At 70.3% G+C, this 22,858-nt stretch carries 20 protein-coding genes and 1 pseudogene; 13 read left to right on the forward strand and 8 right to left on the reverse strand.

What is annotated here, in order from left to right; genetic code table 11:
• Positions 1-22: 22 nt before the first annotated feature.
• Complete coding sequence (locus tag AB0M56_RS08175; protein WP_364172244.1) at positions 23-706, forward strand: hemolysin III family protein; 684 nt, start codon at positions 23-25, stop codon at positions 704-706.
• A 22-nt stretch (positions 707-728) separates the two neighbouring features.
• Here the strand turns inward: AB0M56_RS08175 and AB0M56_RS08180 are convergent, their stop codons facing one another.
• Positions 729-1,622: an MBL fold metallo-hydrolase gene (locus AB0M56_RS08180; RefSeq protein WP_364172246.1), complete on the reverse strand. Its 894-nt coding sequence runs from the start codon at positions 1,620-1,622 to the stop codon at positions 729-731.
• Between the two features lie 91 nt (positions 1,623-1,713).
• On the opposite strand from AB0M56_RS08180, the gene AB0M56_RS08185 reads away from it, so the two are divergent.
• Entirely contained in the window at positions 1,714-2,589 is an 876-nt protein-coding gene (locus tag AB0M56_RS08185; RefSeq protein ID WP_364172248.1) for an AraC family transcriptional regulator, read from the forward strand.
• A 370-nt stretch (positions 2,590-2,959) separates the two neighbouring features.
• Here AB0M56_RS08185 and AB0M56_RS08190 read toward each other — a convergent pair whose 3' ends face one another.
• The 5 genes from AB0M56_RS08190 to mca form a co-directional block, all read right to left on the reverse strand.
• Positions 2,960-4,855, reverse strand: a complete 1,896-nt coding sequence (locus AB0M56_RS08190; RefSeq protein ID WP_364172250.1) for an acyl-CoA dehydrogenase — start codon at positions 4,853-4,855, stop codon at positions 2,960-2,962.
• A 548-nt stretch (positions 4,856-5,403) separates the two neighbouring features.
• Complete coding sequence (locus AB0M56_RS08195) at positions 5,404-5,961, reverse strand: hypothetical protein (RefSeq protein WP_360592192.1); 558 nt, start codon at positions 5,959-5,961, stop codon at positions 5,404-5,406.
• Between the two features lie 121 nt (positions 5,962-6,082).
• The gene (locus AB0M56_RS08200) at positions 6,083-8,074 is read right to left on the reverse strand and encodes a thioredoxin domain-containing protein (RefSeq protein ID WP_364172252.1); all 1,992 of its coding nucleotides are present in this window, start codon (positions 8,072-8,074) and stop codon (positions 6,083-6,085) included.
• A gap of 69 nt (positions 8,075-8,143) precedes the next feature.
• The gene (locus AB0M56_RS08205; RefSeq protein WP_364172254.1) at positions 8,144-8,479 is read right to left on the reverse strand and encodes a hypothetical protein; all 336 of its coding nucleotides are present in this window, start codon (positions 8,477-8,479) and stop codon (positions 8,144-8,146) included.
• Positions 8,476-9,390 carry a mycothiol conjugate amidase Mca gene (gene mca, locus AB0M56_RS08210; protein ID WP_364172256.1) on the reverse strand — a complete coding sequence of 305 codons (915 nt, stop codon included), beginning with the start codon at positions 9,388-9,390 and terminating at the stop codon, positions 8,476-8,478. The genes AB0M56_RS08205 and mca overlap by 4 nt, the downstream gene beginning before the upstream one ends.
• Before the next feature lie 158 nt (positions 9,391-9,548).
• On the opposite strand from mca, the gene AB0M56_RS08215 reads away from it, so the two are divergent.
• The 3 genes from AB0M56_RS08215 to AB0M56_RS08225 all read left to right on the forward strand — a co-directional run bounded on the left by AB0M56_RS08215 (position 9,549) and on the right by AB0M56_RS08225 (position 11,595).
• Complete coding sequence (locus AB0M56_RS08215) at positions 9,549-10,004, forward strand: DUF4307 domain-containing protein (RefSeq protein ID WP_364172257.1); 456 nt, start codon at positions 9,549-9,551, stop codon at positions 10,002-10,004.
• Positions 10,005-10,202: 198 nt separating this feature from the next.
• Positions 10,203-10,700, forward strand: a complete 498-nt coding sequence (greA, locus tag AB0M56_RS08220) for a transcription elongation factor GreA (protein WP_354864320.1) — start codon at positions 10,203-10,205, stop codon at positions 10,698-10,700.
• A gap of 82 nt (positions 10,701-10,782) precedes the next feature.
• Positions 10,783-11,595 carry an MBL fold metallo-hydrolase gene (locus tag AB0M56_RS08225; RefSeq protein ID WP_364172259.1) on the forward strand — a complete coding sequence of 271 codons (813 nt, stop codon included), beginning with the start codon at positions 10,783-10,785 and terminating at the stop codon, positions 11,593-11,595.
• On the opposite strand, the gene AB0M56_RS08230 is transcribed toward AB0M56_RS08225, so the two are convergent.
• Entirely contained in the window at positions 11,592-12,083 is a 492-nt protein-coding gene (locus tag AB0M56_RS08230) for an Lrp/AsnC family transcriptional regulator (protein ID WP_364172261.1), read from the reverse strand. The genes AB0M56_RS08225 and AB0M56_RS08230 overlap by 4 nt on opposite strands.
• A 94-nt stretch (positions 12,084-12,177) precedes the next feature.
• On the opposite strand from AB0M56_RS08230, the gene hppD reads away from it, so the two are divergent.
• From hppD to AB0M56_RS08265, 7 genes and pseudogenes are all read left to right on the forward strand, one after another.
• Complete coding sequence (gene hppD, locus AB0M56_RS08235; protein WP_364172263.1) at positions 12,178-13,377, forward strand: 4-hydroxyphenylpyruvate dioxygenase; 1,200 nt, start codon at positions 12,178-12,180, stop codon at positions 13,375-13,377.
• A 283-nt stretch (positions 13,378-13,660) separates the two neighbouring features.
• Positions 13,661-14,209 (forward strand): YbaB/EbfC family nucleoid-associated protein, encoded by a 549-nt coding sequence (locus AB0M56_RS08240; RefSeq protein WP_364172265.1) that lies wholly within the window; start codon positions 13,661-13,663, stop codon positions 14,207-14,209.
• Positions 14,210-14,246: 37 nt separating this feature from the next.
• Positions 14,247-14,561 carry a type VII secretion target gene (locus tag AB0M56_RS08245; protein ID WP_220244127.1) on the forward strand — a complete coding sequence of 105 codons (315 nt, stop codon included), beginning with the start codon at positions 14,247-14,249 and terminating at the stop codon, positions 14,559-14,561.
• On the forward strand, positions 14,561-18,505 hold the full coding sequence (locus AB0M56_RS08250) for a hypothetical protein (RefSeq protein ID WP_364172267.1): 3,945 nt from the start codon (positions 14,561-14,563) through the stop codon (positions 18,503-18,505). Before AB0M56_RS08245 ends, AB0M56_RS08250 begins: the two co-directional genes overlap by 1 nt.
• On the forward strand, positions 18,483-18,920 hold the full coding sequence (locus tag AB0M56_RS08255) for a hypothetical protein (RefSeq protein ID WP_364172269.1): 438 nt from the start codon (positions 18,483-18,485) through the stop codon (positions 18,918-18,920). The genes AB0M56_RS08250 and AB0M56_RS08255 overlap by 23 nt, the downstream gene beginning before the upstream one ends.
• 63 nt (positions 18,921-18,983) lie before the next feature.
• A complete protein-coding gene (locus tag AB0M56_RS08260; RefSeq protein ID WP_364172271.1) occupies positions 18,984-19,430 on the forward strand; it encodes a hypothetical protein in 447 nt (148 codons plus the stop codon).
• 1,211 nt (positions 19,431-20,641) lie between these two features.
• Positions 20,642-21,025 (forward strand): annotated as a pseudogene (locus tag AB0M56_RS08265) (ferredoxin); the annotation flags it as partial.
• A gap of 6 nt (positions 21,026-21,031) precedes the next feature.
• Here AB0M56_RS08265 and ilvA read toward each other — a convergent pair.
• Positions 21,032-22,237, reverse strand: a complete 1,206-nt coding sequence (gene ilvA, locus AB0M56_RS08270) for a threonine ammonia-lyase (protein WP_364172272.1) — start codon at positions 22,235-22,237, stop codon at positions 21,032-21,034.
• 96 nt (positions 22,238-22,333) lie between these two features.
• Here ilvA and AB0M56_RS08275 point away from each other — a divergent pair, with 96 nt between their 5' ends.
• A complete protein-coding gene (locus AB0M56_RS08275) occupies positions 22,334-22,633 on the forward strand; it encodes a hypothetical protein (RefSeq protein WP_364172273.1) in 300 nt (99 codons plus the stop codon).
• The last annotated feature ends 225 nt before the right edge of the window (positions 22,634-22,858 follow it).

Genomic DNA, 22,858 nt, shown 5'->3' on the forward strand with positions numbered 1-22,858 from the left:
ACGCTCCCGTAGCCTTGGCCGGGTGAGCGTGACGACCGAACCCCCACCGTCCGGCCCGACGCCTGTGGACACCCGCCCGCGCCTGCGCGGCCACATCCACTTCTGGTCCTTCTTCGGTGCCCTCGTGGGCGCCGCCGCTCTGGTGAGCCTCGCCGCGTCGACCGTCTCGCCCCTGGCCGCCCTCGCGACGTCCGTCTACGGTCTGACCGTGCTCGGCGTCTTCGGCGTGAGCGCGCTGTACCACCGCCGCCTGTGGGGCCCGCGCGCGTACAAGTGGATGAAGCGCGCCGACCACTCCATGATCTTCCTGTTCATCGCCGGCACGTACACCCCGTTCACCCTGCTGGCCATGTCGAAGCCCACGGGCTACATCATCCTGGCCATCGTCTGGGGCGGCGCAATCTTGGGCGTCGCGATGAAGATGCTGTGGCCGAACGCGCCTCGCTGGCTGGGGGTGCCGATCTACATCGCCCTGGGCTGGGTGGCGGTCTTCGTCATGCCGGAGCTCGCCCAGCACGCCGGCGTCACCGCCCTGGTGCTGATCTGCGTCGGCGGCCTCTTCTACACAATGGGCGCGGTGTTCTACGCGGTGAAGTGGCCGAACCACTGGCCGGAGACTTTCGGGTACCACGAGTACTTCCATGCGTGCACGGTGTTGGCGGCGGTGTCGCATTATGTGGCGATTTGGTTGGCGCTCTACGCGTAGCCGGTTTGCGGCGAGCGGCTGATCAGGCGTCGTCGCGCCAGGCGCGGATGGCGAAGCGGTCACCGGAGCGCTCGATTTCCGCGACCGAAGCCTCCGCGAAGTGCGCTGGGATGACCAGTTCGTGCAGGTCGGCGGCGCGGCCCAGCACGCGGGTGCGCGTCGAAGCTGCCAGGGCGCGGTCTTCGCAAAAGCAGCTGCTGTACGAGGGTTCCAGGATTTGCACGGGGCTGTGCAGCAGATCCCCGACGAACACCGCACGGTCTGTGCCGGAAGTCAGGCGCAGCAAGGAAGAGCCGGGCGTGTGGCCGGGTGCCGGCTCGAGGACGAGGTTGCCGTCGATGCGGTGGGAGTCCTCCCACAGCACGGCGCGGTCCAGGACCGGCGTGATGCTGTCGGTGTAGACCAGGTGGCTGCCGCGCAGCCGCAGCGGGTCGACGCCGGCGCGACGGTGGGCGTTGCGCGGATCGAACCACTCCGCGTCGGCGCGCGGAATGAGGTACGTGGCGTTCGGGAAGGTCGGCACCCAGCCGTCGCCGTCGGGGCGGGTGTTCCAGCCGACGTGGTCGTAGTGCACGTGGGTGTTGACCACGACGTCCACGTCTTCGGGGCGGACACCCACAGCGGCCAGCCCGGCCAGGAAGTCCGTGGCCAGGTGGTCGAACAGCGGGATCTGCGGCCGCGCGCGGTCGTTGCCGACGCCGGTGTCCACGAGCACCACCTTGCCCTCGCTGCGCAGCACCCACGTCTGCACGGCGGCGTGGTACGCGTCGGCCTCCGGGTGCCAGTGGCGCGGCGCGAGCCAGCTCTGGTTGTCGCGCCAGAGCTCGGCCGGGGTGTCCGGCAGCACGGACCGGATGGGCGCGATGTCACCCGCCCATTCGACGACCTTGGTCACTTCGACTTCACCGAGTTTCATGCGTTCGACGGTAATCCTCACCTGTGAGCATTCCAATGCGTCAGATGCGCTGTTTGATGCTCGAAAGTCTCACCGGAGTACACTGTGCCGCATGGACGTCCTCAGCGACGCGATCGCCGTGATGCGCACGGGTGAGCCGTCGTCGAACCGGCTGCGCGTCGGCGGCGACTGGTGCTACCGGTTCGCGCCCTACGCCGGCGCGGGCTTTCACGTCGTGCTCCGCGGCACGGGCTGGCTGCTCGGCGGCGGCGAGCCGGTCCAGCTCAGCCCCGGTGACGCCGTCCTCCTGCCCCACGGCGCCACCCACGTGCTGTCGGCCACGCCCGACGACCGCCGCGCCGTCCCGTTCGAAACGGCCGTCGACGATCCCTCCGGCCCCACCGACCTGTTGTGCGGCAAGTACCGCTTCGACCGCTCACGCGCGCACTTCCTCGTCGAGGGTCTCCCCGACCTCGTGCATCTGCCCGCGCGCGTCGGCGCGCACCGCGAACTGGGAGCGGCCATCACGCTGCTCGGCGGCGAGGTGAACGGCACCCACCCGGGCCGCGACGCCGCCGTCGCCGGGTTGCTCGACCTCCTGCTGGTGTACCTGCTGCGCGCGTGGTTCGCCGAAAACCCTGGTGCGGGCTGGCCGAAAGCCTTGGCGGACCCCGAAATCGCCGCCGCGCTGGACCTCCTGCACACCGATCCCGCCCGCGCGTGGCGGCTCGAAGACCTCGCCGACGAGGTCGGCCTCTCCCGCGCGACGCTCGCCCGCCGCTTCACCACCCTCACCGGGCGCGCACCGATGGCCTACCTCGCGTGGTGGCGCATGGCCACCGCCGCTCGGCTCCTACGCGACGGCGACCGTCCGCTGCCCGCCATCGCGCACCAAGTCGGCTATGGCTCTCCGTACGCGTTTTCCCACGCGTTCAAACGCCACTTCAGCGTCGCGCCCGGGCAATACCGGCTCAGTCCCGCGGCGTAGATGCGGGCAGGAATGGGGACGGGACCGCGAACGTGTCCACCAGGGTTCCTGCGTCGGGCGCGGCTCGGCAGCCGGCTGGTCACCGCCGATTACCGCACCAACAACAACACCGCCGCCCCGACAGTTCCTCGGGTGATCAGCACCAGCAGGGCGTAGCGAAAGGTTGTAGCCCAACCGGCAGTGGCGGCGGCTAACAAAGTGGTCCCCCGTGTGGCGGTCAAGGCCAGGACCTCCGGTGGTTGCGGACTGCGAAACCCCCCGGCGCACCATGGTGCCAGGCCGCAAGAATAGCGACGGTACCCCGGCGTGAGCGAGCGGCCGATCAGGTGGCTTCCGATCGGCCGCTCGTCGAGACAAGGACTACCGAGCGTCAGTCCCGCAGCATAGGTGCGGCCAAGAATTGCGAAGGTATCGCGAAAGCGTCCACGAGGGTGCCCGCGTGGGGACGCAGCTCAGCGCACAAACCGTTCACCGCGGCGCTCACCGCCTTCGACCGCGAAGTCGTGAGGCGGCCGTGCTCGAGGAACCAAGCCCGGTCCTCCTCGATCGCCGACAGGGCGTACAGATCGCACACCCGCGAGAGCAAAGCGGCGGCCTCCGGATCGGAGCAAGCGTCCACCGCGCGCGCAAACGCCGACAGCACAAGGTGATCCACGTGCACCCGGCCGGCGCGCAGCACGTGGTCCTGCGCGGCGTTGAACACCCCGAACGGGTCGTCGCCGGCTTTGCGCAGGCGGTTCGCGACGCCGTCCAGCACATGTTCCTCACGGTCCTCGAAGAGGCGCAGCTGCCATTCGCGGTCGAAGAGCACCTTGGCGTCGTCGAATTCCGTCAGGCGTTCCACGAACTTGCGGGCGGAGGTGCGTTCCAGGACCACGTCCATGAGTTGTTCGGCGACGAAGCGCGCGGTCGCTAGTGGACTGAGGTCCGCGAAGTGCTCTTTGTATTGCGTGAGAAGGCCTTTGGCCACGAGCTGGAGCAGCACCGTGTTGTCGCCTTCGAAGGTGGTGAAGACGTCGGTGTCGGCTTTGAGGCCGGCCAGCAGGTTTTCCGACAGGTATCCGGCGCCGCCGCAGGCTTCGCGGGCGGCCTGGATCGTGGCGGTTGCGTGCCAGGTGTTGGCGGCTTTCAGGCCGGCCGCGCGGGATTCCAGTTCGCGTTGTTCCTCTTCGGGCGCGTCGGGCGCGATGTCGTTCAGCTTCGCGACGAGCTCTTCCTGCGCGAAGTGCAGCGCGTACGTCTTCGCGAGTGCCGGCAGGAGCTTGCGCTGGTGGCCGAGGTAGTCGAGGATCACGACCTCCTCGCCGTCGGGGCTCTTGAACTGCCGGCGCTGCTCGCCGTAGCGGATGGCGAGCGTCAGCGCGCGTTTCGTGGCGCTGCCTGCGCTGCCGCCGACGCTCACGCGGCCGCGGATGAGCGTGCCGAGCATCGTGAAGAAGCGGCGGCCGTCGCTTTCGATGGGGCTGGAGTAGGTGCCGTCCTCGGCGACGTCGCCGAAGCGGTTCAGCAACGCTTCGCGCGGGACGCGGACGTGGTCGAACGCCAGGCGGCCGTTGTCGACGCCGTTGAGGCCCGCCTTGCGGCCGCAGTCCTCGATCGTGACGCCGGGCATCGGCGCGCCGGAGTCGTCGCGGATGGGCACGAAAAACGCGTGCACGCCGCGGGAGTCGCCGCCTGTCACGAGCTGCGCGAATACCACTGCGGCGTGGCCGTCGCGCGCCGCGTTGCCGATGTATTCCTTGGTGGCGCCGGGATCCGGGCTGTGGACCACGAACTCCTGCGACGCCGGGTCGTACGTCGCTGTGGTGTGCAGGTGCTGCACGTCGGAGCCGTGGCCGTGCTCGGTCATGGCGAAGCAGCCGAGCAGATCGAGGTCCATGATGCGCCGCAGGTACTTCTCGTGGTGGCGCTGCGTGCCAAGGAGTTGCACGGCGCCGCCGAACAGCCCCCACTGCACGCCGGCCTTCACCATCAGCGACAGGTCGCCGAGGCCGAGCATCTCGAACGACACCACCGAACCGCCGATGTCGCTCTGCCCGCCGTACGCACGGTCGAACCCGAGCGCCGGCCGGTCCGTGGCGGCGAGTTCGCGCAGCTGGTCGAGCACCTGTGCGCGGTGCGCCTCCACATCGAGGTCCACGGGGTCGCGGAACTCCTCGCCCGACATCTGCACGCGTACGCCGCGGCGCAGCTCGGCCCAGCGGCCGTCGAGAACGGCGGTGAGCGCGTCCGGGTCCACCTTCGCGGGAACGGCAGGGATGTCCACGATTCCTCCGATGCGGCTGGCGGCTACTCACTGGTAAGCCTGCCCGCGCCGCCGCGTCGTCGCAGGTCGAGGTGACGAAGACGACTCGATCGTTTGGTGGCTGTCCCGGTGGGGAAAGCGCGTGGCGATGAGTTCGTCAGTCACCGCCGCTCAACCACGGCGGGTACTGGGGCGGCGGGACTCGGGCGGGTGGCCGGCCCGGACAGATCTGCGGACTCTGCCGGGACAGTGGCGTTCCCGGGCCGGACGGGGACGTTCGGGCGACCGACCCCAGCCGACAAACGCGCGCGACCCCTGTGCACGAGGGACTTTTGCACCGCGGCGAGAAGCTGTGCGCCGCGGCGTCGCTGCGGACACAAACGAGCGTCGGCGACGGATGGTGCTCGGCTCACGCGCGAAGGGGACCTTCGCTCCGTAGGCCAACCCCACACCGACCACGGCCCGCGCGGGCCGGGCGCATTCGTCGGCCGCCCACACACACGAAGCCCCCACACACACGAAAGGGACTCTCGCGCCGAAGCACGAGAGTCCCCGCCGATATCCGGCCGTCAGCTCAGGTCCGGGCCCTTCGAGCGCAGGTCGTCGACCTTGGTCATCGCGTCGCGCAGCTCGGCGAGCCACGTGTCGGCGTGTTCGCCCACGAGCCGGACGGCCCAGGCCAGCGCCTCGGAGCGTGAGCGGGCGACCCCGGCCGCGACGAGCGTGTCGAGGACCAGCCGTTCGGGCTGACGCAGGCGCGTCATCACGGGCGCGGACAGCGTCGTGAACAGCACCTGCGTGCCGCCCAGCTTGGCGCCCCACGCGACCTTGCGCTGGTAGCGGTGCTCGGCCTGCCGGGCGATCTCGATGCGCTCGTCGCGCGTGTCCTCGCGGAACCGGCTGATGCGGCCGTCCTCGGCGGCCGCGCGGGCCGCGTCGTCGGCAAACTCGCCGGTCAGCGCGGGCAGCTCGCCCACGATGATGATCTCCTCGCGGTCGACCGTGACCTCCGGGTCGCCCGTGAACCAGCCGTCCGGGAGGCGCCCGCCGAACCAGGCGGCCGCGTCTTCGGCCGACGGCACCTCGGCCTGCTGCCAGCCGCCGCGGCCCTTCCAACCTCGTCCCATGTGTCCCACCACCTTGAAGTGCGTGCGTGTACATGTTCGCCTCGGCGATTACATGATTACCTCGCTACTCAAGCTACGCCGAATACACGTCAGACAGGGCACTGTTCACCAGGGGCGGAACTCAGAGCTGCGCCAGCAGGTCCTCCGCCGAGGTCACCGGGCGATCGCAGACATAACCGCGGCAGACGTACGCCGCCGCAGCGCCGTCCACCAGCGGACGGTCCGCCAGCAGCGGCACGCCGGGCGCATCCGGAGCGCCGCCCAGCACCACGCCGCCGCCGTGGATCTGCCGCGCGGCCGCCGCGACCAACTCCGCTCGCGCCTCCCCCACGACGGCCACCTGCACCGGCCCCGACTGCGCCGCTTCAGCCACCGAAAGCCAGTGCCCGGCGAAGCGCGGCGCCCGATCCACGAGCAGGCCGGCGCGCTGCAACGCCGCATCGGCCGCGTCACGATACCGCGCGGCCTGCTCGAACCCGGCCAACGCCGAGGCCGTCAGCAACGCGCCCGCCAACGCTGAAGCCCCCGAAGGGCTCGCGTTGTCCGTGGGGTCGGATGGCCGCTGTACCAACGTTTCCGCGTCGTCCGCGGTGTCGTGATACGCGCCCACGGCGTCCGAAGCGAAGTGCGTCAACGCCAGGTCCAGCAGCCGCGAGGCCTCCTCCAGCCACCGCGGCTCCCCCGTGGCCTGGTGCAGCGCGAGCAGCCCGTCGGCCAGGCACGCGTAGTCCTCGAGGACGCCCGCCGGCACGCCGACCACGCCGTCTCGCGAGCTGCGCCGCAATCGGCCGTCCACGAGGTGAGTGGAAAGCAGCAGCGACGCCGCCCCACGCGCCAGCTCGATCCACTGTGGACGCTCCAACGCGACACCCCCCTCGGCGAGCGCGGTGATGGCGAGGCCGTTCCACGCGGCCACCACTTTGTCGTCGCGCGCCGGCTGCGGCCGCGAAGCCCGCGCGGCCAGCAGCGTCTGGCGGACGTGCTCGAACCGGTCGGCAGACTCCGGCGCACCCGGCAGCTGCAGCGTCGAAGAGCCCTTTTCGAACGTCCCGGACTCCGTCACCGAAAACACCGAAGCCGCCCACACGCCGTCCTCGTCCCCGAGCACTTCGCGCAGCTCGGCGGGCGTCCAGACGTAGGTGAGTCCCTCGACGCCGTCGGTGTCCGCGTCCAGTGACGCCGCGAAGCCGCCCCCCGCGGTCAGCAGATCCGCCTCCAGGAACCGGACGATCCCCTCGGCGACACCCAGAGCGAATGAAGACCCCCGCCGCGCCAAATGGGCGTAAACGCGGAGCAGCAAAGCGTTGTCGTACAACATCTTCTCGAAGTGCGGCACGATCCACTCGGCGTCCACGGAGTACCGCGCGAAGCCGCCGGCGAGCTGGTCGTGGATGCCGCCGCGAGCCATGGCCTCCGCGGTCGACGAAGCGAGCACCAACGCTTCGGCCGAGCCTGTGCGCTCGTGGTGGCGCAGCAGGAACTCCAGCACCATCGACGGCGGGAACTTCGGCGCGCCGCCGAACCCGCCGTGAACGGGGTCTACCTCGGCCGCGAGCTTCTCGACGGCGCCGGCCAGCACGCCGGCGTCCACCGCCGAAGCCTGCAACGGCCCGCTCTGCTCGGTGAGGTGCCCGATCAGCCGCTGCGCGCCCTCGCGCAGGTCTTCGGGACGCTCGGCCCACGCCTCCGAGACGGCCACGAGCAGCTGCCCGAACGACGGGATGCCCGGCCGCGGCGTCGGCGGGTAGTAGGTGCCGCAGTGGAACGGCTCGCCCTCGGGCGTGAGGAAACAGGTCATCGGCCAGCCGCCCTGGCCGGTCATGGCCTGGGTGGCGGACATGTACACCGCGTCGATGTCCGGCCGCTCCTCGCGGTCGACCTTGATGTTCACGAAGTGCGCGTTCATCAGCGCCGCGGTGCCCTCGTCTTCGAAGGACTCGTGGGCCATCACGTGACACCAGTGGCACGCCGCGTAGCCGACCGACAGCAGGATCGGCACATTGCGCTGCCGCGCCTCCGCCAGCGCTTCGGGCCCCCACTCACGCCAGTCGACAGGGTTGCCCGCGTGCTGCAGGAGGTACGGGCTGGTCGCGTCCGCCAGTCGGTTCGCCATGCCTCCAGGGTGACATGGCGCTCGCCGAGGCGAGTCAGGCGCGTCGGCGAACCCGCCCGGCGGGCGAGGTCAGTCGGACTTGGCCCGCGCCGGGTCGGCCGGCTCGGCGGCCTTCACCTCGGCCCGTTCGCCCGCGCCGTCCGACTCCGGCGTTTCGCCCGAAGCATCCGAGGACGGCTCTTCCTTGTCGAAGCTCGCCGGCACCTTCTTCAGGTGCTTACTCATCGACCGGATGAGGAACGCGACCGCGATCAGGAACAGGATCAGCACGAGGAAGCCGACGGGCGACGACTTGCCGAAGTCCTCACCCTGACCGCCGTTGTCGCCGCTGTCGGGCTGCTGGGCCAGGAACAGGGCCGACGCCGTCAGCGGGGCGACCGCGACGGCCGGCACACCGAAACTCATGGACTCACCTTCTCCTTGATGCCGGCGAACAGATCATCCTCCGGCAGCGTGCTGTCCACCAGGGAGCGGTTCAGCTCGTACTCCTCGGTCGGCCACGTCTCGCGCTGGATCTCGAGCGGGACCGCGAACCAGCGGCTGGTCGGGTCGATCTGCGTGGCGTGCGCCTTCAGCGCCTCGTCGCGCACCTCGAAGTATTCACCGCACTCGATCCGGGTGGTCACCCGCTCCATGATGTCGGCCCGGTCGGGGTCCCAGGACTTGAGCCACTCCTCGTACGGCGAGGGCAGACCGGCCGCCTTGAGCGCGGTGTCGAAGGCGGTCATCCGGGCCTTGGAGAAGCCGTGCACGTAGTAGAGCTTGAGCGGCTGCCACGGGTCACCGGCGTCCGGGAAGCGGTTCGGGTCGCCCGCCGCGTCGAAGGCCGCCATCGACACCTCGTGGGTGCGGATGTGGTCCGGGTGGGGGTACCCGCCGTTCTCGTCGTAGGTGATCAGCACGTGAGGGCGGAACTCCCGCACCACGCTCACCAGCGCCTCGGTGGACTCCTCCAGCGGCACCACGGCGAACGAACCCTCGGGCACCGGCGGCAGCGGGTCACCCTCGGGCAGCCCCGAGTCGACGAAGCCGAGCCAGCGGTGCTGCACCCCCAGGATCTTCGCGGCCCGCGCCATCTCGTCGCGGCGGATCTCGGTCATGTTGGCCAGCACCTCGGGGCGGTCCATGGCGGGGTTGAGGATGCTGCCCGCCTCACCGCCCGTGCACGTCACGACCATGACCTCGTGGCCCTCGGCCACGTACTTGGCCATCGTGGCGGCACCCTTGCTCGACTCGTCGTCGGGGTGCGCGTGCACCGCCATGAGACGCAGGTTCGAGATACGGTCGCTCGTCGTCAGCTCGTCAGCTCGCACCATGTTCCGAACGACCCTTTCGTGGTCCGTTATTCCGTCGTACCCTGCCCCGGCTCCACGCCACCGGAACGGCTCGCGGATACTCGACGACAGGTGGTGCCCCCAGTCGGGCTCCACCCATTGTCCCCACGGGTACGACAAGAACGACCGGAGGCCCGGACTTGCAGACCGGAGAGACCGCAACCGCCGAGGGAGACGCCCGCCCGGCGCCGCCCGCGGACCGGTACGGCTCGCCCGCCAAGACCGGGTCGAAGCGCTGGAAGCGCCGGGTTTTCGGTGCGGTCGCCGTGGTCGCGAGCTTCGGCGTGGCGTGGATCGCCTACGTCAACCTCGGCCAGACGTCGATCGACGCCGAGCGCGTGGCGTTCGAACCCCGCCCGGGCAACGCGATGGAGATCACCATCAACGTCACGCGTGACGACCCCGACAAGGCCGGGGTGTGCGTTGTGCGGGTGCAGGACAGGTCCGGCTCCGAGAGCGGCCGGAGAGAGGTGCTGGTTCCCGCCGGGGCCGGCCACAGCCGAGTGAGCACAGTCGTGAAGAGCATCGGGGAACCGGTGACGGCCGACGTGTACGGCTGCTCGTACTCCATACCACGTTACATGTCAACCCCATAGCGGCCAACGGGGTGAAATGCGCGGCGAGTGTCCGCGCGACGTGGAATGGACCGGCGTCGCTGCAGCGTGCCGTGATAAGCTGACACACCAGCACGGCCCGAGGCGGGCCGTGTTTTTCCTTTATCCCAGCCGTGCGGGCGCAGTGAGCCCGTGCGGAGGCCGGCTTGAACACCCAAGCCTGGCAGGCCCGACGAGGAGATGGTGACCGTGAGCGACAAGGTGACCTGGCTGACCCAGGATGCCTACGACAGGCTCAAGCACGAGCTCGACGAAATGATCGAGAATCGTCCGGTCATCGCTGCGCGCATCAACGACAGCCGCGAAGAGGGAGACCTCAAGGAAAACGGCGGCTACCACGCGGCGCGCGAAGAGCAGGGCCAGGCCGAGGCGCGCATCCGCCACTTGCAGGAACTCCTGCGTTCGGCGAAGGTCGGCGAGGCCCCCGCGGACGACGGCACCGCCGGTCCGGGCAAGGTCCTCACTGTGAAATACGCGGGCGACGACGATGAGGAGAAGTTCCTCCTCGCCACCCGCGAAGAGGGCGCCGAGGGCGCGCTCGACGTGTACTCCCCGGAGTCGCCGCTGGGCAAGGCCCTGCTCGGCGCCAAGGAAGGCGAGTCGCGCGAGTACGAGCTGCCCAACGGCCGTACGCAGCAGGTCACGCTGGTCAAGGCAGTGCCCTACAGCGAGGCCTGACCCACCGCGGTCTTCGCGTACCCGGCTCGCGTGAGCCGGGTACGCGACTAGCGTGGCTCCTGAACACCACTGGGAGGCCACGATGAGCACCGAACCGATGTGCCGCACTTGCGCGATGCAGTACTCCGAGCCCCGTGACGACTGCCCGATCTGCGAGGACGAACGCCAGTACGTCCCGCTCACCGGCCAGGCGTGGACCGACCTCGCGACGCTGCGATCGAGTGGCGAGTATCGCCCACGCGTCGAGGAGCAGGGGCCGGGCGTGATCGGCATCGGTTCCGAACCCGGTTTCGCGATCGGCCAGCGGGCACTGCTCGTACGGGCCGAATCCGGCAACTTCCTCTGGGACTGCGCCGCCTACCTCGACGACGAGCTGGTGCGGCAGGTCAACGACCTCGGCGGCATCACCGGCATCGCGATCAGCCACCCGCACTACTACTCGACGATGGTCGAGTGGGCCCAGGCGTTCGACGCGCCGATCTACCTGCACGAAGCCGACCAGGAGTGGATCGGGCGGCCCGATCCGTCGATCCGGCTCTGGTCGGGCACCACGCTCGACGTGGCCGACGACCTGCGACTGATCAACCTCGGCGTGCACTTCACCGGCGGCACGGTGCTGCACTGGCCGGCCGGAGAAGAGGGCCGCGGGGCGCTGCTGTCGGGCGACATCGTGCAGGTCATCCCCGACCGCACCCACGTCGCTTTCATGTACAGCTACCCGAACCTGATCCCCGAGCGCCCGAGCGTGGTGCGCCGCGCGGCCGAGCTGCTGGAGCCCTACGCGTTCGACGCGATCTACGGCGCGTGGTGGGACCGGATCGTGCGCAGCGACGGGCACGAGGTCGTGCAGCGTTCGGCGAAGCGGTACCTGGCTCACGCTCTCGAGGCGTTCTAACCGCGCGCGGTGCGTTCCAGCAGCGGACGCACACGCGGCGGCACCGGCGTGGACAGCGCGATCGACGTCGACGTGCGCAGCACCCCGTCCACGCCGACCACCTCGTCGATCACGCGCTGCAGGTCGTCGTTGTCACGCGCGACCAAGCGGACGAACAGGTCGCCCTGCCCGGTGGTGGCGTGCACCTCGCACACCTCCTCGATGGCGGCAAGCGCCTCGGCGACGCTGCCACGGCGGCCCTGCGCGATCTCGAGCACGGCGAACGCGGTGAGCCCGTAGCCCATCGCGGCGAGGTCGAGCTCGGGCGGAAAACCGCCGAGGATGCCGCGTTCGGTGAGCCGGTCCAGGCGCGCTTGCACGGTGCCGCGCGCGACGCCGAGGCGGCGCGCGCACTCCAGTACGCCGAGGCGCGGCGAGTCGGTGAGCAGCAGCAACAGCCGGGCGTCGAGCTCGTCGAGCACGGTTTCCTCCCTGCGCAGGTTGTCCATGTTGACCGCAGCTTACGGCTTGCCGCTGAGCAGATTGTCCAGCAAATTCGGTGACCGTTGCTCATCTTGCCGTGGCGGACCCATGCTTCAGGGCATGACCCACACCATGGATCCGCAGGGCGCACTCGACGACGTCAGCTTCGACCAGCTCCGTCAGCTCGTGGGGCTCGTCGAGCACGACGCCACCAACGACCCGTTCCCGGTCAAGGCTCTCGACGCGGTGGTTTTCGTCGCCGGCAACGCGACGCAGACCGCGTGGTTCTACCAGGTCGCGTTCGGCATGCAGCTCGTCGCGTACTCCGGGCCGGAGACGGGCCGCTTCGACCGCAAGGCGTTCGTACTCAAGTCCGGCTCGGCGCGGTTCGTGATCACCGGCGGCGTGCGGCCGGACTCACCGCTGCTCGACCACCACCGCCGCCACGGCGACGGCGTGAGCGACCTCGCGCTGGAGACGACCGACGTGGACAAATGCGTGGAGCACGCTCGCGCGCAGGGCGCGACGATCCTCGAGGAGCCGCACGACGTCTCCGACGAGCACGGCACCGTGCGGATGGCCGCGATCGCGACGTACGGCGAAACCCGCCACTCGCTGATCGACCGGTCGCGCTACGACGGCGTGTACCTGCCCGGCTTCGAGGCGCGCGAGAGCACGGTGACGCGGCCTGAAGGTGCGCCGAAGCGGCTGTTCCAGGCAGTGGATCACTGTGTGGGCAACGTCGAGCTCGGCAAGATGGACTACTGGGTCGATTGGTACCACCGCGTGATGGGCTTCGTGAACATGGCGGAGTTCGTCGGCGACGACATCGCCACCGACTACTCGGCGCTGATGAGCAAGGTCGTGTCCAACGGCAACCACCGCGTGAAGTTCCCGCTCAACGAACCCGCTGTGGCGAAGAAGAAGTCGCAGATCGATGAGTACCTCGAGTTCTACGAGGGCGCCGGCTGCCAGCACATCGCGTTGGCCACCAACGACATCATCGCGACGATCACCGCGATGCGGGCCGCGGGCGTCGAATTCCTCGACACCCCTGACTCGTACTACGAGGACCCGGAGCTGCGCGCGCGGATCGGCGAGGTGCGCGTGTCGATCGAAACGTTGCAGGAGCACAAGGTTCTGGTCGACCGCGACGAGGACGGGTACCTGCTGCAGATCTTCACGAAGCCGATCGGCGACCGGCCCACGGTGTTCTACGAGCTCATCGAGCGGCACGGTTCGCTGGGCTTCGGGAAGGGGAACTTCAAGGCGCTGTTCGAGGCGATCGAGCGGGAGCAGGAGCGCCGGGGCAATCTCTGACGCCCTTGCAGCGCCACAGGAAACCCTCGATCGGCGCGCTTGTCAAGGATTGAGTGGTGCGAGCGGCCCGTTCGCGACAAAACGTCGCGGGCGGGCCGCTTGCCACGTTTTGTGTCGGTGCGAGCACGTACAGTCGATTCAGGTGCCGGAGAGACCGGTTGACCCGGATGGCAAACTGGGCCGATCGGATCAATTCGGACGGCACCGGAACCTGGGGCGGACCGGATCCGTCACTGTGGGGATATCACTGTGGGGAAGTCGGCTCGAGAGGAACGGGGGCCCGATGTCGGACGGCGTCGACGCCAGTCAGCGGATGGTGGACGGGTGGACCCGGCAGCTGCAGGAGACGGCTGCGCGCTACCAGGCGATGGCCGACCGCATGCAGGGCCAGACCGTGACCGAGCGGGCGAAGGACGGCTCGGTCACGGTGACCGTGGATGCCAAGGGACTGCTGAAGAACCTGGTGATCTCTGAGTCCGCCGGCGGCAAGCGGATGGCCGAGGTGTCGGCACAGGTGATGCGGCTCGTGCAGAAGGCGCAGGCGCGGATTCCCGAGCTGCTGCAACAGGTCGCGAGCGAAACGCTGGGCAGCGACGCCACCGGCGACAAGCTCGTGGAAGACGCGAAGAGCACGTTCCCCGCGCCGCCGCCGGAAGAGCCACCTCCGCCGCCGGCACCGGTGCACCGGTTCGGACCCGAGGATTCCGACCCGCCTCCCCCGCCGCCGGCCGCACCGCCGCGGCAGCAGGCGCCGCCTCCGCCACCACCGCGTCGTCGCCGGGCCGAGACGTCCGACGATGACGACGATTTCGGCGGCTCGATCCTGTCTTGATTCCGGTTTTACACAGCCATCCTGGGGGATGAACACCATGGCACCTAAGGGATACGAGGTCGGCAGCGACCTCGAGGCACACGCGGGCCAGCTCGACGGGATCAGCGACGGGCTGCGGCAGGCCGTCGACGCCGCGAACCAGGTCAGCATGCCCACCGACGCGTACGGCATCCTCTGCCAGCCGTTCCGGGCCATGCTCGACCCGGTGGAGGAGTTCGGCATCAACGCGTTGCAGAACACCGTGACGGCGATGGACGCGCAGGCGCAGAAGGTCCGCAATGCCGCACAGGCGTACCAGACCTACGAAACGGGCACGACCGACGCCATCGCTTCCACGAAGGTCCCCGACTGATGGCCGACGGCAACCCGCTCGTCGTCCAGGCGAAGCAGGACGGGGACGGCCCCGGGCCGCTCACTGCGGGCAACGGCGACTACGGCTACGCCACGGGCATCGGCGTGGCCGAGTCGGCGATGGACGCGTTCAACGGCATCAAGGACGGCGACTGGGTCTCGGGCGGCCTCGGGGTGCTGAGCCTCGCGGGAGAGATCGCGGGCGCGGCGATCGACCCGTTCGGCTACCTGATGTCGTCGGTGGCGTCGTTCCTCATGGAGCACGTGCAGCCGCTGAAGCACATGCTCGACTCGGTGGCGGGCAACCCGCCCGTGATCCAGTCCTATGCGGACACCTGGGGCAACGTCGCGAAATCGTTGCAGGACAGGCAGGCCGACTACACCAACGCGGTCAAGACCGGCACCGCGGATTGGACGGGCGACGCGGCCGACGCGTACCGCAAGGGCGCGGCGGAGTGCGCGGAGGCCCTCGGCGGAGCCGCCACGGTGGCGAGCGCGATCGGCACCGTCACGATGATCATGGGCCAGGTCGTGTCGTTCGTGCGGGAGACCGTGCGGCAGCTGATCGCCGACCTGGTGGGCAAGCTGATCTCGTGGGTGATGGAGGAGGTCTTCTCCCTCGGCTTCGGCACGCCGCTGGTTGTCGCGCAGGCCGTCACGGCGATCTCCAAGTGGGGCGAGAAGATCAGCGGCCTGCTGACCAAGCTGTGCGACACGATGCGCCGGGTGTCGCCGCTGCTGGGCAAGCTGGCCGACGTCTTCACGAAGATCATCAAGATCCTGGGCAAGCTGGCCGGCAAGGTCACGGGCCTCGACGTGATCAGCACGAAGAACATCAAGGCCGGCGGGTTCGCGCACCGCACGGGCGGTGGCGGCTCAGGTGGCGGTTCGCACCACAGCGGTTCCGACGGTGACGGGGACTCGCCCAGCGGCGAGGGTTCGGACAGCCCGGATGGCTCGGACAGTTCGCATTCGGGGGACTCGGACGCCGACAGTTCCCACTCCGGTGATCCGGACTCCGGCAGCTCGCGGTCCAGCGACTCTGATTCCGGCGACTCGCAATCCGATGGCTCGGACGCCGACGGCTCGGATTCCGGCAGCTCGCACTCCGGTGACGGTGACTCCGCGTCGTCGAGCCCCGACGGTGGCGGTCCCTCCACAAGGGACGGTTCTTCCGGTGACTCGTCGCGCCGCAGCACGGGCAACGGCACCCACGACGGCGACACGGGCGGGGCCGGCGGCGACAACTCGGCGTCGACGTTCAGCGGCGATTCCCCTTCCTCCAGCACCTCTGCGCCGCACAGCACCAGCGGTCCGTCCGGTGGCGAGTCGCCAAGTCACGCCGGTTCTTCGCCGAGCTCGCCGAGCCACGCGGGCAGCTCTTCGCCGTCCGGTGGCGGCAGTTCCGCGCCCTCGCACACGGGCGACGCGCCGAGCGCCCACACCGGTGACGCGCCGAGCTCGTCACACGCCGGCAGCTCGCCGTCCGGCGGCTCCGCACCCCACAGCACCGGCGGGTCCGGAGGCGGCGCACCGGCCCACTCGGGCGGCGGCTCTTCCGGGAGCAGCTCGCCGTCCGCGCATCAAAGCTCGGGAGACAGCTCGACCTCGGCGTCGGGCTACGCGCCGCCGAAGGTCGACGAGCCGGCGCCCAGCGCGCCCGCTCCGCGCACCGGTGATGGCGGAAGCCCGTCGGGCTCCGCCACGCCGAATCAGCCCGTCGCCGGTGGGATGCCGCCGCAGGGTGGTGGCGCTCCGGCGGGTTCGCCCTCGGGCGGTGTCCCCGGTGGCACACCGGCAGCTCGGCCCGGCAGCGGCGGTGGCTGGACGGGCACGCCGGGCAGCCCGGGCGCGCGCACTCCGGAACCCTCAGGTCCTCGCACCGGCCCCGATCGCGGGCCCTGGTCACGGCGGCCCGGTGAGGGTCCTGAGCCCTCGTCGCGACGACCCGACTCGGGTTCACCGCGCCGCCCGAGCGACCCGAACACGCGCTCACCCCAGGGCCCCGATGGCTCGCGCCGCCCGGGCGACCCGGCTGCGGGCGGACCGCGGCGGCCGAGCGACACGCCGGAGCCCATCGCGCGTGGCGGCTCGCCGGCCGCGACCCGCCCGGAGGCCGACAGTCCACATCGGACGCCCGGCGGCAAGCCGGGCGACGGGATCCCGCACCACGGGGAGCCGAACGACCGCGCTCCCCATCACAACGAGCCGGACGACAGGGCACCTCACCACGACACCGACGGCTCACCCGACCACCACGACACGCCCGATCACGACAATCCCGATCACCACGGCCCAGCCGATCACCACGACACGCCCGATCACGACGGCGGACCGCACCACCACGACGACGAACCGCTGACGCCGGACGAGGTCAACCAGCACCACTCCGAAAGCACGCCGGCGGGCAGCTCGTACCACCGCGGTGACACGGACCTGGGCGACCTCCCCCACCGCGTGCAGCCGGATCCGGACGGGCGCTACACCGTCGACGTGCACGTGACAGCAGACGGGCACGCGCGCATCGGCGACCGGCACTACACGCCGGAGGAGTTCGCCGACGTCCTGCGCCACAACGCGGACTACGACGGCCGTCCCATCCGCCTGATCGGCTGCGACGCCGGCTCCAACGACTTCGCCAACCGGCTCTCGCGCGAGCTCGACACCGACGTCATGGCCCCGACCAAACCGGCCTGGACCGACTCGAACGGCCGGGTCTTCTCGTCCGACTACGAGATCGGGCCGGACGGCCGGATGCGGCCGCGGATCCCACCGGACGGCGAGTGGTCCGTGCACCACCCGGACGGCACGTCGCACCACGCCGGCCAGGACGGATTCGCGCCCGAGTCGCACCACCACGACCCGCACGACGTCGACGCCGAAAGCGCCCACGCCCGGGGAGACGACGACGCCGCGGACATCCCCGAGGAGGAGTTCGACCTTCCTCCGGCGACCCGCACGTACAACCCGGACTCGCCGGAGTTCGACCGGCGGTTCGTGGACTGGGACCGGCCCGACGACTCCGAGTTCGCCGGCCCGCGCCACCGCGACGGCCACCCGGACATCGACTCGCCGCGCGACATCGACGACGTACCCGCGCGGACCAGCAACGCCGACCCGGACCCGGACGGCGTGCCGCAGACGCTGCACGGCGAGCGTCCGCTGGCGGGCCACGCCGAGTACCACGTGTCCTACGAAAACGGTGCCAGCACACGGTTCTACACCGACGCCGACGGCCACGTCACGCACGTCGAGGCCACGCCCGGCACCTCCTCGCCCAACCACAACCCCGACCTGCGCTACCCGCTGATCCCGGGCGCGCAGTACCGCGTGCCGAACTTCCACGACGCGGACAAGTCGTGGACGTTCCACATCGGCGAGAACGGCAAGCCCGACGCGATGACGGGCGACCCGAGCTTCGACGGCCGCAACGACACCTTCCGCGACACCAACTCGCAGAACCGCTCCGGCGGCGAGGGCAAGGAGGCGTTCGCCGACCACCCCGAATACGGCGACAAGTACGAGAAGGTGCGCTGGGCGGGCGGTCACCTCGCGGCCAACGAGATGGGCGGCCCGGGTGAGTACGTCAACATGCACCCGCAGATGGCGGCGTCCAACAGCGGCAACTACCGCGACGGCTGGATCCACGAGGCTTCGTGGCGCAACCAGGAGACAGAGCTCGGCAAGTTCGCGAACACCGAAGGCCAGGACATCCAGAACTACCAGGTGGCCATGCACGGCGAGAGCAACGGCGTGCCGGAGAGCGTCACGATGCGCTGGCAGGAAGTGGTCTACAAGACCGACGCCGGCGGGCACCTCGTCCTGGAAAACGGGAAACCCGTCGAAATCTCGCGCGTGACCAAGGAGCGCGAGTTCCCGAACAACCCCGCGGACATCAACTTCGGAAAGAACAGGCAGTACAGTGACCGATCCCGTTCCCGCTGAAATCGCGACGGCGCTGGGGAACGCCGCGCCGCCCGGGTGGGCGGAGATCGCGCTCACGGTGTCGGCGACCGTGGTGGCCAACGACTTCGCGCTGCAGGTGCGGATGCGCGACGGCTCCCCCGGCTCGATGGAGCTGCCCGCGCCCGTCAAAACCGCGTTCCGCGCGCTGCGCGACCAGATGTACGAACCCGGCCGTGGCACGTGGTTCTCCGCGAAGGTCGTCCTGCGCCCCGATTCGTCGCCGGAGTTCACCTACGACCTCGACCTCGACCCGAACTGGTGGCCGCCCTTGCACCCCAGCGCGTTCACGCGTGATCTGGAGGCGTACCCGCGCGACGACGAGCACGTGCCGGCGTGGCTGCGGAAGCTGCTCGACGAGGGCGGCGAGCAGGACCGCCTGCGGGCCCAGGAGTGACCGCGGGGCCCGTGCCATGATGGGCCCGCCCGAAAAGTCCGAACGATCAGGAGGACACGACCGATGCCGTTCAAGTGGCCGGAGCTGGACCCGATCCAGCAGAACGAGCTGCTGGGTGAGATCACCACGGCCGTGGTCGAAGCCCTGCCGCCGGGCTGGCAGCAGGTGATGATCGACTACCGCATGGTCGGCCGCAACGTCGACGTCGCGGTCGGGGTCAAGGACCCCAGTGGCACGTTCCGCCCGTGGGACCCGCCGGTTGACGTGTGGAAGATGTTCCAGCGCCTGCGCGGCGGGATGTACACCGAGGGCGAGGGGACGTGGTTCTCCGCGCGCTTCGGCATCGAGCCGCCGAGCCGGTTCACGATCCAGTACAACTGGCGCAACGAGCCGGACTTCGACCCGTACCCGGCCGCGGAGCAGTTCGCGATCGAGCAGGAGCGGTTTCCCCGCGCCGAGGAGTTCATGCCCGACTGGTTCCGCGAGCGGCTCGCCGCCGCCGGCAACTGACCTCACCGCGGGGAGACGCATTGAGCCAACCGCCGGTATCCCTGAGCCCGGCCCAGCAGCAGGACCTCGTCCAGCGGATCGGCCACGCGTGCGCCTCGGCCGTGCCGCCCGGGTGGCGGCAGCTGCGGGTCGAGTACCGGGCCGTGGGGCGGCACGTCGAGGCCGACGTCGTCACCACGGCCCCGGACGGGCGCGACTACCCGGCCCGCCCGCACCCCGAGGCCGTCCGTCTCCTCGCCGTCCTCCGCGGCGGCATGTACCGCCGCGGCCGCGGCACCTGGCTCAGCGCGACGCTCCTGTTCACCCCCCAGCAGCCACCGCGCCTCGACTTCCGCCCGGACGTCGAGCCGATCTGGCGCCGGCCGCCCCCGCAACTCGGCTTCCAGGACGAGCTGCGGTTCTTCCCGCGCTCGGAGGCCTTCATCCCGCCTTGGCTGCGGACCCGCGCGGGGCTGCCGCCACTTCCGGCGCCGTGGACGCCTGACACACCACCTCCGCCGCCCGACCGCGCGGTAGCTCCGCAAGGCGGACCGGCTGCGGCACCTCCGCCCGTTGCGCCGCTACCTCACGCCGACGCGCCCGCCTCACCGGCGAGCGGCGTCGCACCCGCCGCGCCGCAGCTCAACGCCACCGCAGTGCCGGCGAGCAGCAGCACAAACACCACCGCGCCAGTGCCGACGGACGAGCGCACGGCAGCCGCGCAAGAAGGCACCTCAGCACCGCAGAGCGCGGCGCCACCGCCCCTTGTGCCGCCGATTCACACCGACGCACCTGCCACGCCGAGACAGGATGCCGCCACTTCGGCGCCGACGAACGGAAGCGCAGCCCCCGCCTCGCCACAGGAGAACACCGCCGCGGCGCCGGCGAGCGGTGGCACCCCCATAGCACAGCAGCGAGACACGGCCGGCATGGCAGCCTCCATACCAACCGAGAGCGGCACTGAACCGCGCCCGGACACGGGCGCAACGCCCGCAACTCAGCAGCAGGACTCGACCGCGCCCGTACCGGCGGCCGAGGCGGCAACCGTCGCGCCGCCAGAGGACATTCCGTTGGCACCGGAAAGTGGCGCTGCCCCCACGGCACCGCCGAACGAAGCGGCCAGCCCCGCTGCACCACCCGAGCAAACAGCCAGCCCCGTCGCACCACCCGAGGAAGCAGCCAGCCCGGTCGCACCGGCTGAGCCCGGCGTCGCGGATCCGCCGGCGACGACCGCGGCCGAGATGCGGACGCCGCGGGTCTACGACGGGCTCGACGAAGCCGGGCGGCCCGTGGTGGAGCGGGAGGCGCTGCCCGAGGCGGAGCGCGAGCGGGTGCTGGCCTACCTCGAATCCGCTCCCGCCGTGTTGGCGTCGCGGAGTTTCGACGTCGACGCGTTCGATCCGGGGCGCGCGGACGTGGTGCCGTTGACGTTCCGAACCGATGGCAGCTGGGTGTGGCCCGGCGCCGTCGCGTACTACCTGCGCGAGCACGCCGTGGCGCCGGACCCCGAGCTGCTGAGCCACATCCGCGGGCGGCGGTTCGAGGTGCCCGAGGTCGGTGAGCCGGCACGAGAGCTGGCGCTGGCGGCGGTCACCGGGGAACAACCAGTCCACTGAGGACGGTCACGGGACGATGGTGAACCCGGCGTCGGCGAGGGCGGCCTCGACCTCCTTGCAGTGTTCGGGGCCGCGGGTTTCCAGTGCGAGCGCCACGTCGACCTCGCCGAGGGCGAGGCTGCCGGAGATGCGGGAGTGCTCGACGTCGAGGACGTTGGCGCCCAGCTCCTTCACGCACGTCAGCACGGAGACAAGCGAGCCAGGCCGGTCGGGCACGCGCAGGTGGAGCTTGAGGTAGCGGCCGCCGGCCGTCATGCCGTGCTGGATGATCTGCTGGAGCAGCACGGGGTCGACGTTGCCGCCCGACAGGATCGCCACCACGGGCGGCTCGAAGGCGCCCGGGTGCTGCATCAGCGCCGCCACCGTCGCGGCGCCGGCAGGCTCGACCACGAGCTTGCGCCGCTCGAGACACAGCAGCACCGCGCGGGACAGCGACTCCTCGCTGACCGTGACGACGTCGTCGACCAACGAAGAAACGTGCGCGTAGCTCACCGGGCCCGGCTCGCCGACCGCGATCCCGTCGGCCATCGTGTGCAACTCACGCAGGCGCACGGGCGAGCCGGCGGCCAGCGAAGGCGGGTACGCGGCGGCATCCTCGGCCTGCACGCCGACCACGCGAATGTCTGGCCGCAGGCCCTTCACCGCCGCCGCGACGCCGCCGACCAGGCCGCCGCCGCCCGTGGCCACGAGCACGGTCTTCACGCCGGGCACCTGCTCCAGGATCTCCAGGCCGACGGTGCCCTGCCCGGCGATCACGTCGACGTGGTCGAACGGGTGGATGAACACCGCCCCGGTGCGCTCGGAGAACGCGATGGCCTCCGCCAGCGTCTCTTCGAGGACGGCGCCGTGGAGGTGCACGTCGGCGCCGTAGCCGCGGGTGGCCGCGAGTTTGGGCAGGGGCGCGCGCAGCGGCATGAAGACCGTCGACGAGATCCCCAACAGCGACGACGCCAGCGCCACGCCCTGCGCGTGGTTGCCGGCGCTGGCCGCGACGACGCCACGGGCTCGTTCCTCCTGAGTGAGTCCGTGGATGCGGGTGTAGGCGCCGCGGATCTTGAACGAGCCGGTGCGCTGCAGGTTTTCACACTTGAGGTAGACCGGGCCGCCGTGTAAGCGCCGCAGGTCACGGGCGTGTTCCATGGGGGTCACCCTGGTGATGCCCTCGAGGAGCTTGCGCGCCTCCTCGATCCGCTCGATGCTGACCAGTTCCATAGGTCGCGATGATGCCACCGACGGATGGCCGAGGTGCCACGGCCGCGGGACCGGTACTCTGATAACGGCAACCTCACGTGATCAGGGAGTGCGACCATGGCCCGCGCGAAAAACGCGACGACCCCTCGCGGGACGCGCGCGACCCGTTCGGCCGGAGTCCTGCCCGTCGTGCTGGGCGTCGCCTCCGCCGTCGCCCTCACCGGCGCCGCTTACTTCACCGTCGACGCGGCCGGCTGCGGCGCCCACCCCCAATACATCCGCCACGACAACCACGTCGAGCTCGTCGGCGGCTGCATCGACGGCTCCGAGCTCCCGGCCGCGCCCGCCGAGCAACAGGAGGCGGTCCACCACTCGATGCACACGGCGGGTCCGCAGCCGAGCAGCTACCGGCCCTGACTGGTCCAGACCTGTCCTTCGAACCCCGCACCTCGAAGTTCGTGCGGGGTTCTTGTGTGTTCGGGTCCGCCCGATTCATCGGCGCGCGACCACGTCCAGGCACCCGCCGTCCGAAGTTCGTCCGGGGTCCGTCCGCGGTCCGTCCGAGTTATCCACAGCAGATCCCGCCGACCCTGAGTTGTCCACAGATTTCCAGACCACCGTTTTGAGGCCCGTGACCTCGAT

The sequence above is a fragment of the Amycolatopsis sp. NPDC051372 genome, from assembly GCF_040682095.1.
Lineage (GTDB): Bacteria > Actinomycetota > Actinomycetes > Mycobacteriales > Pseudonocardiaceae > Amycolatopsis.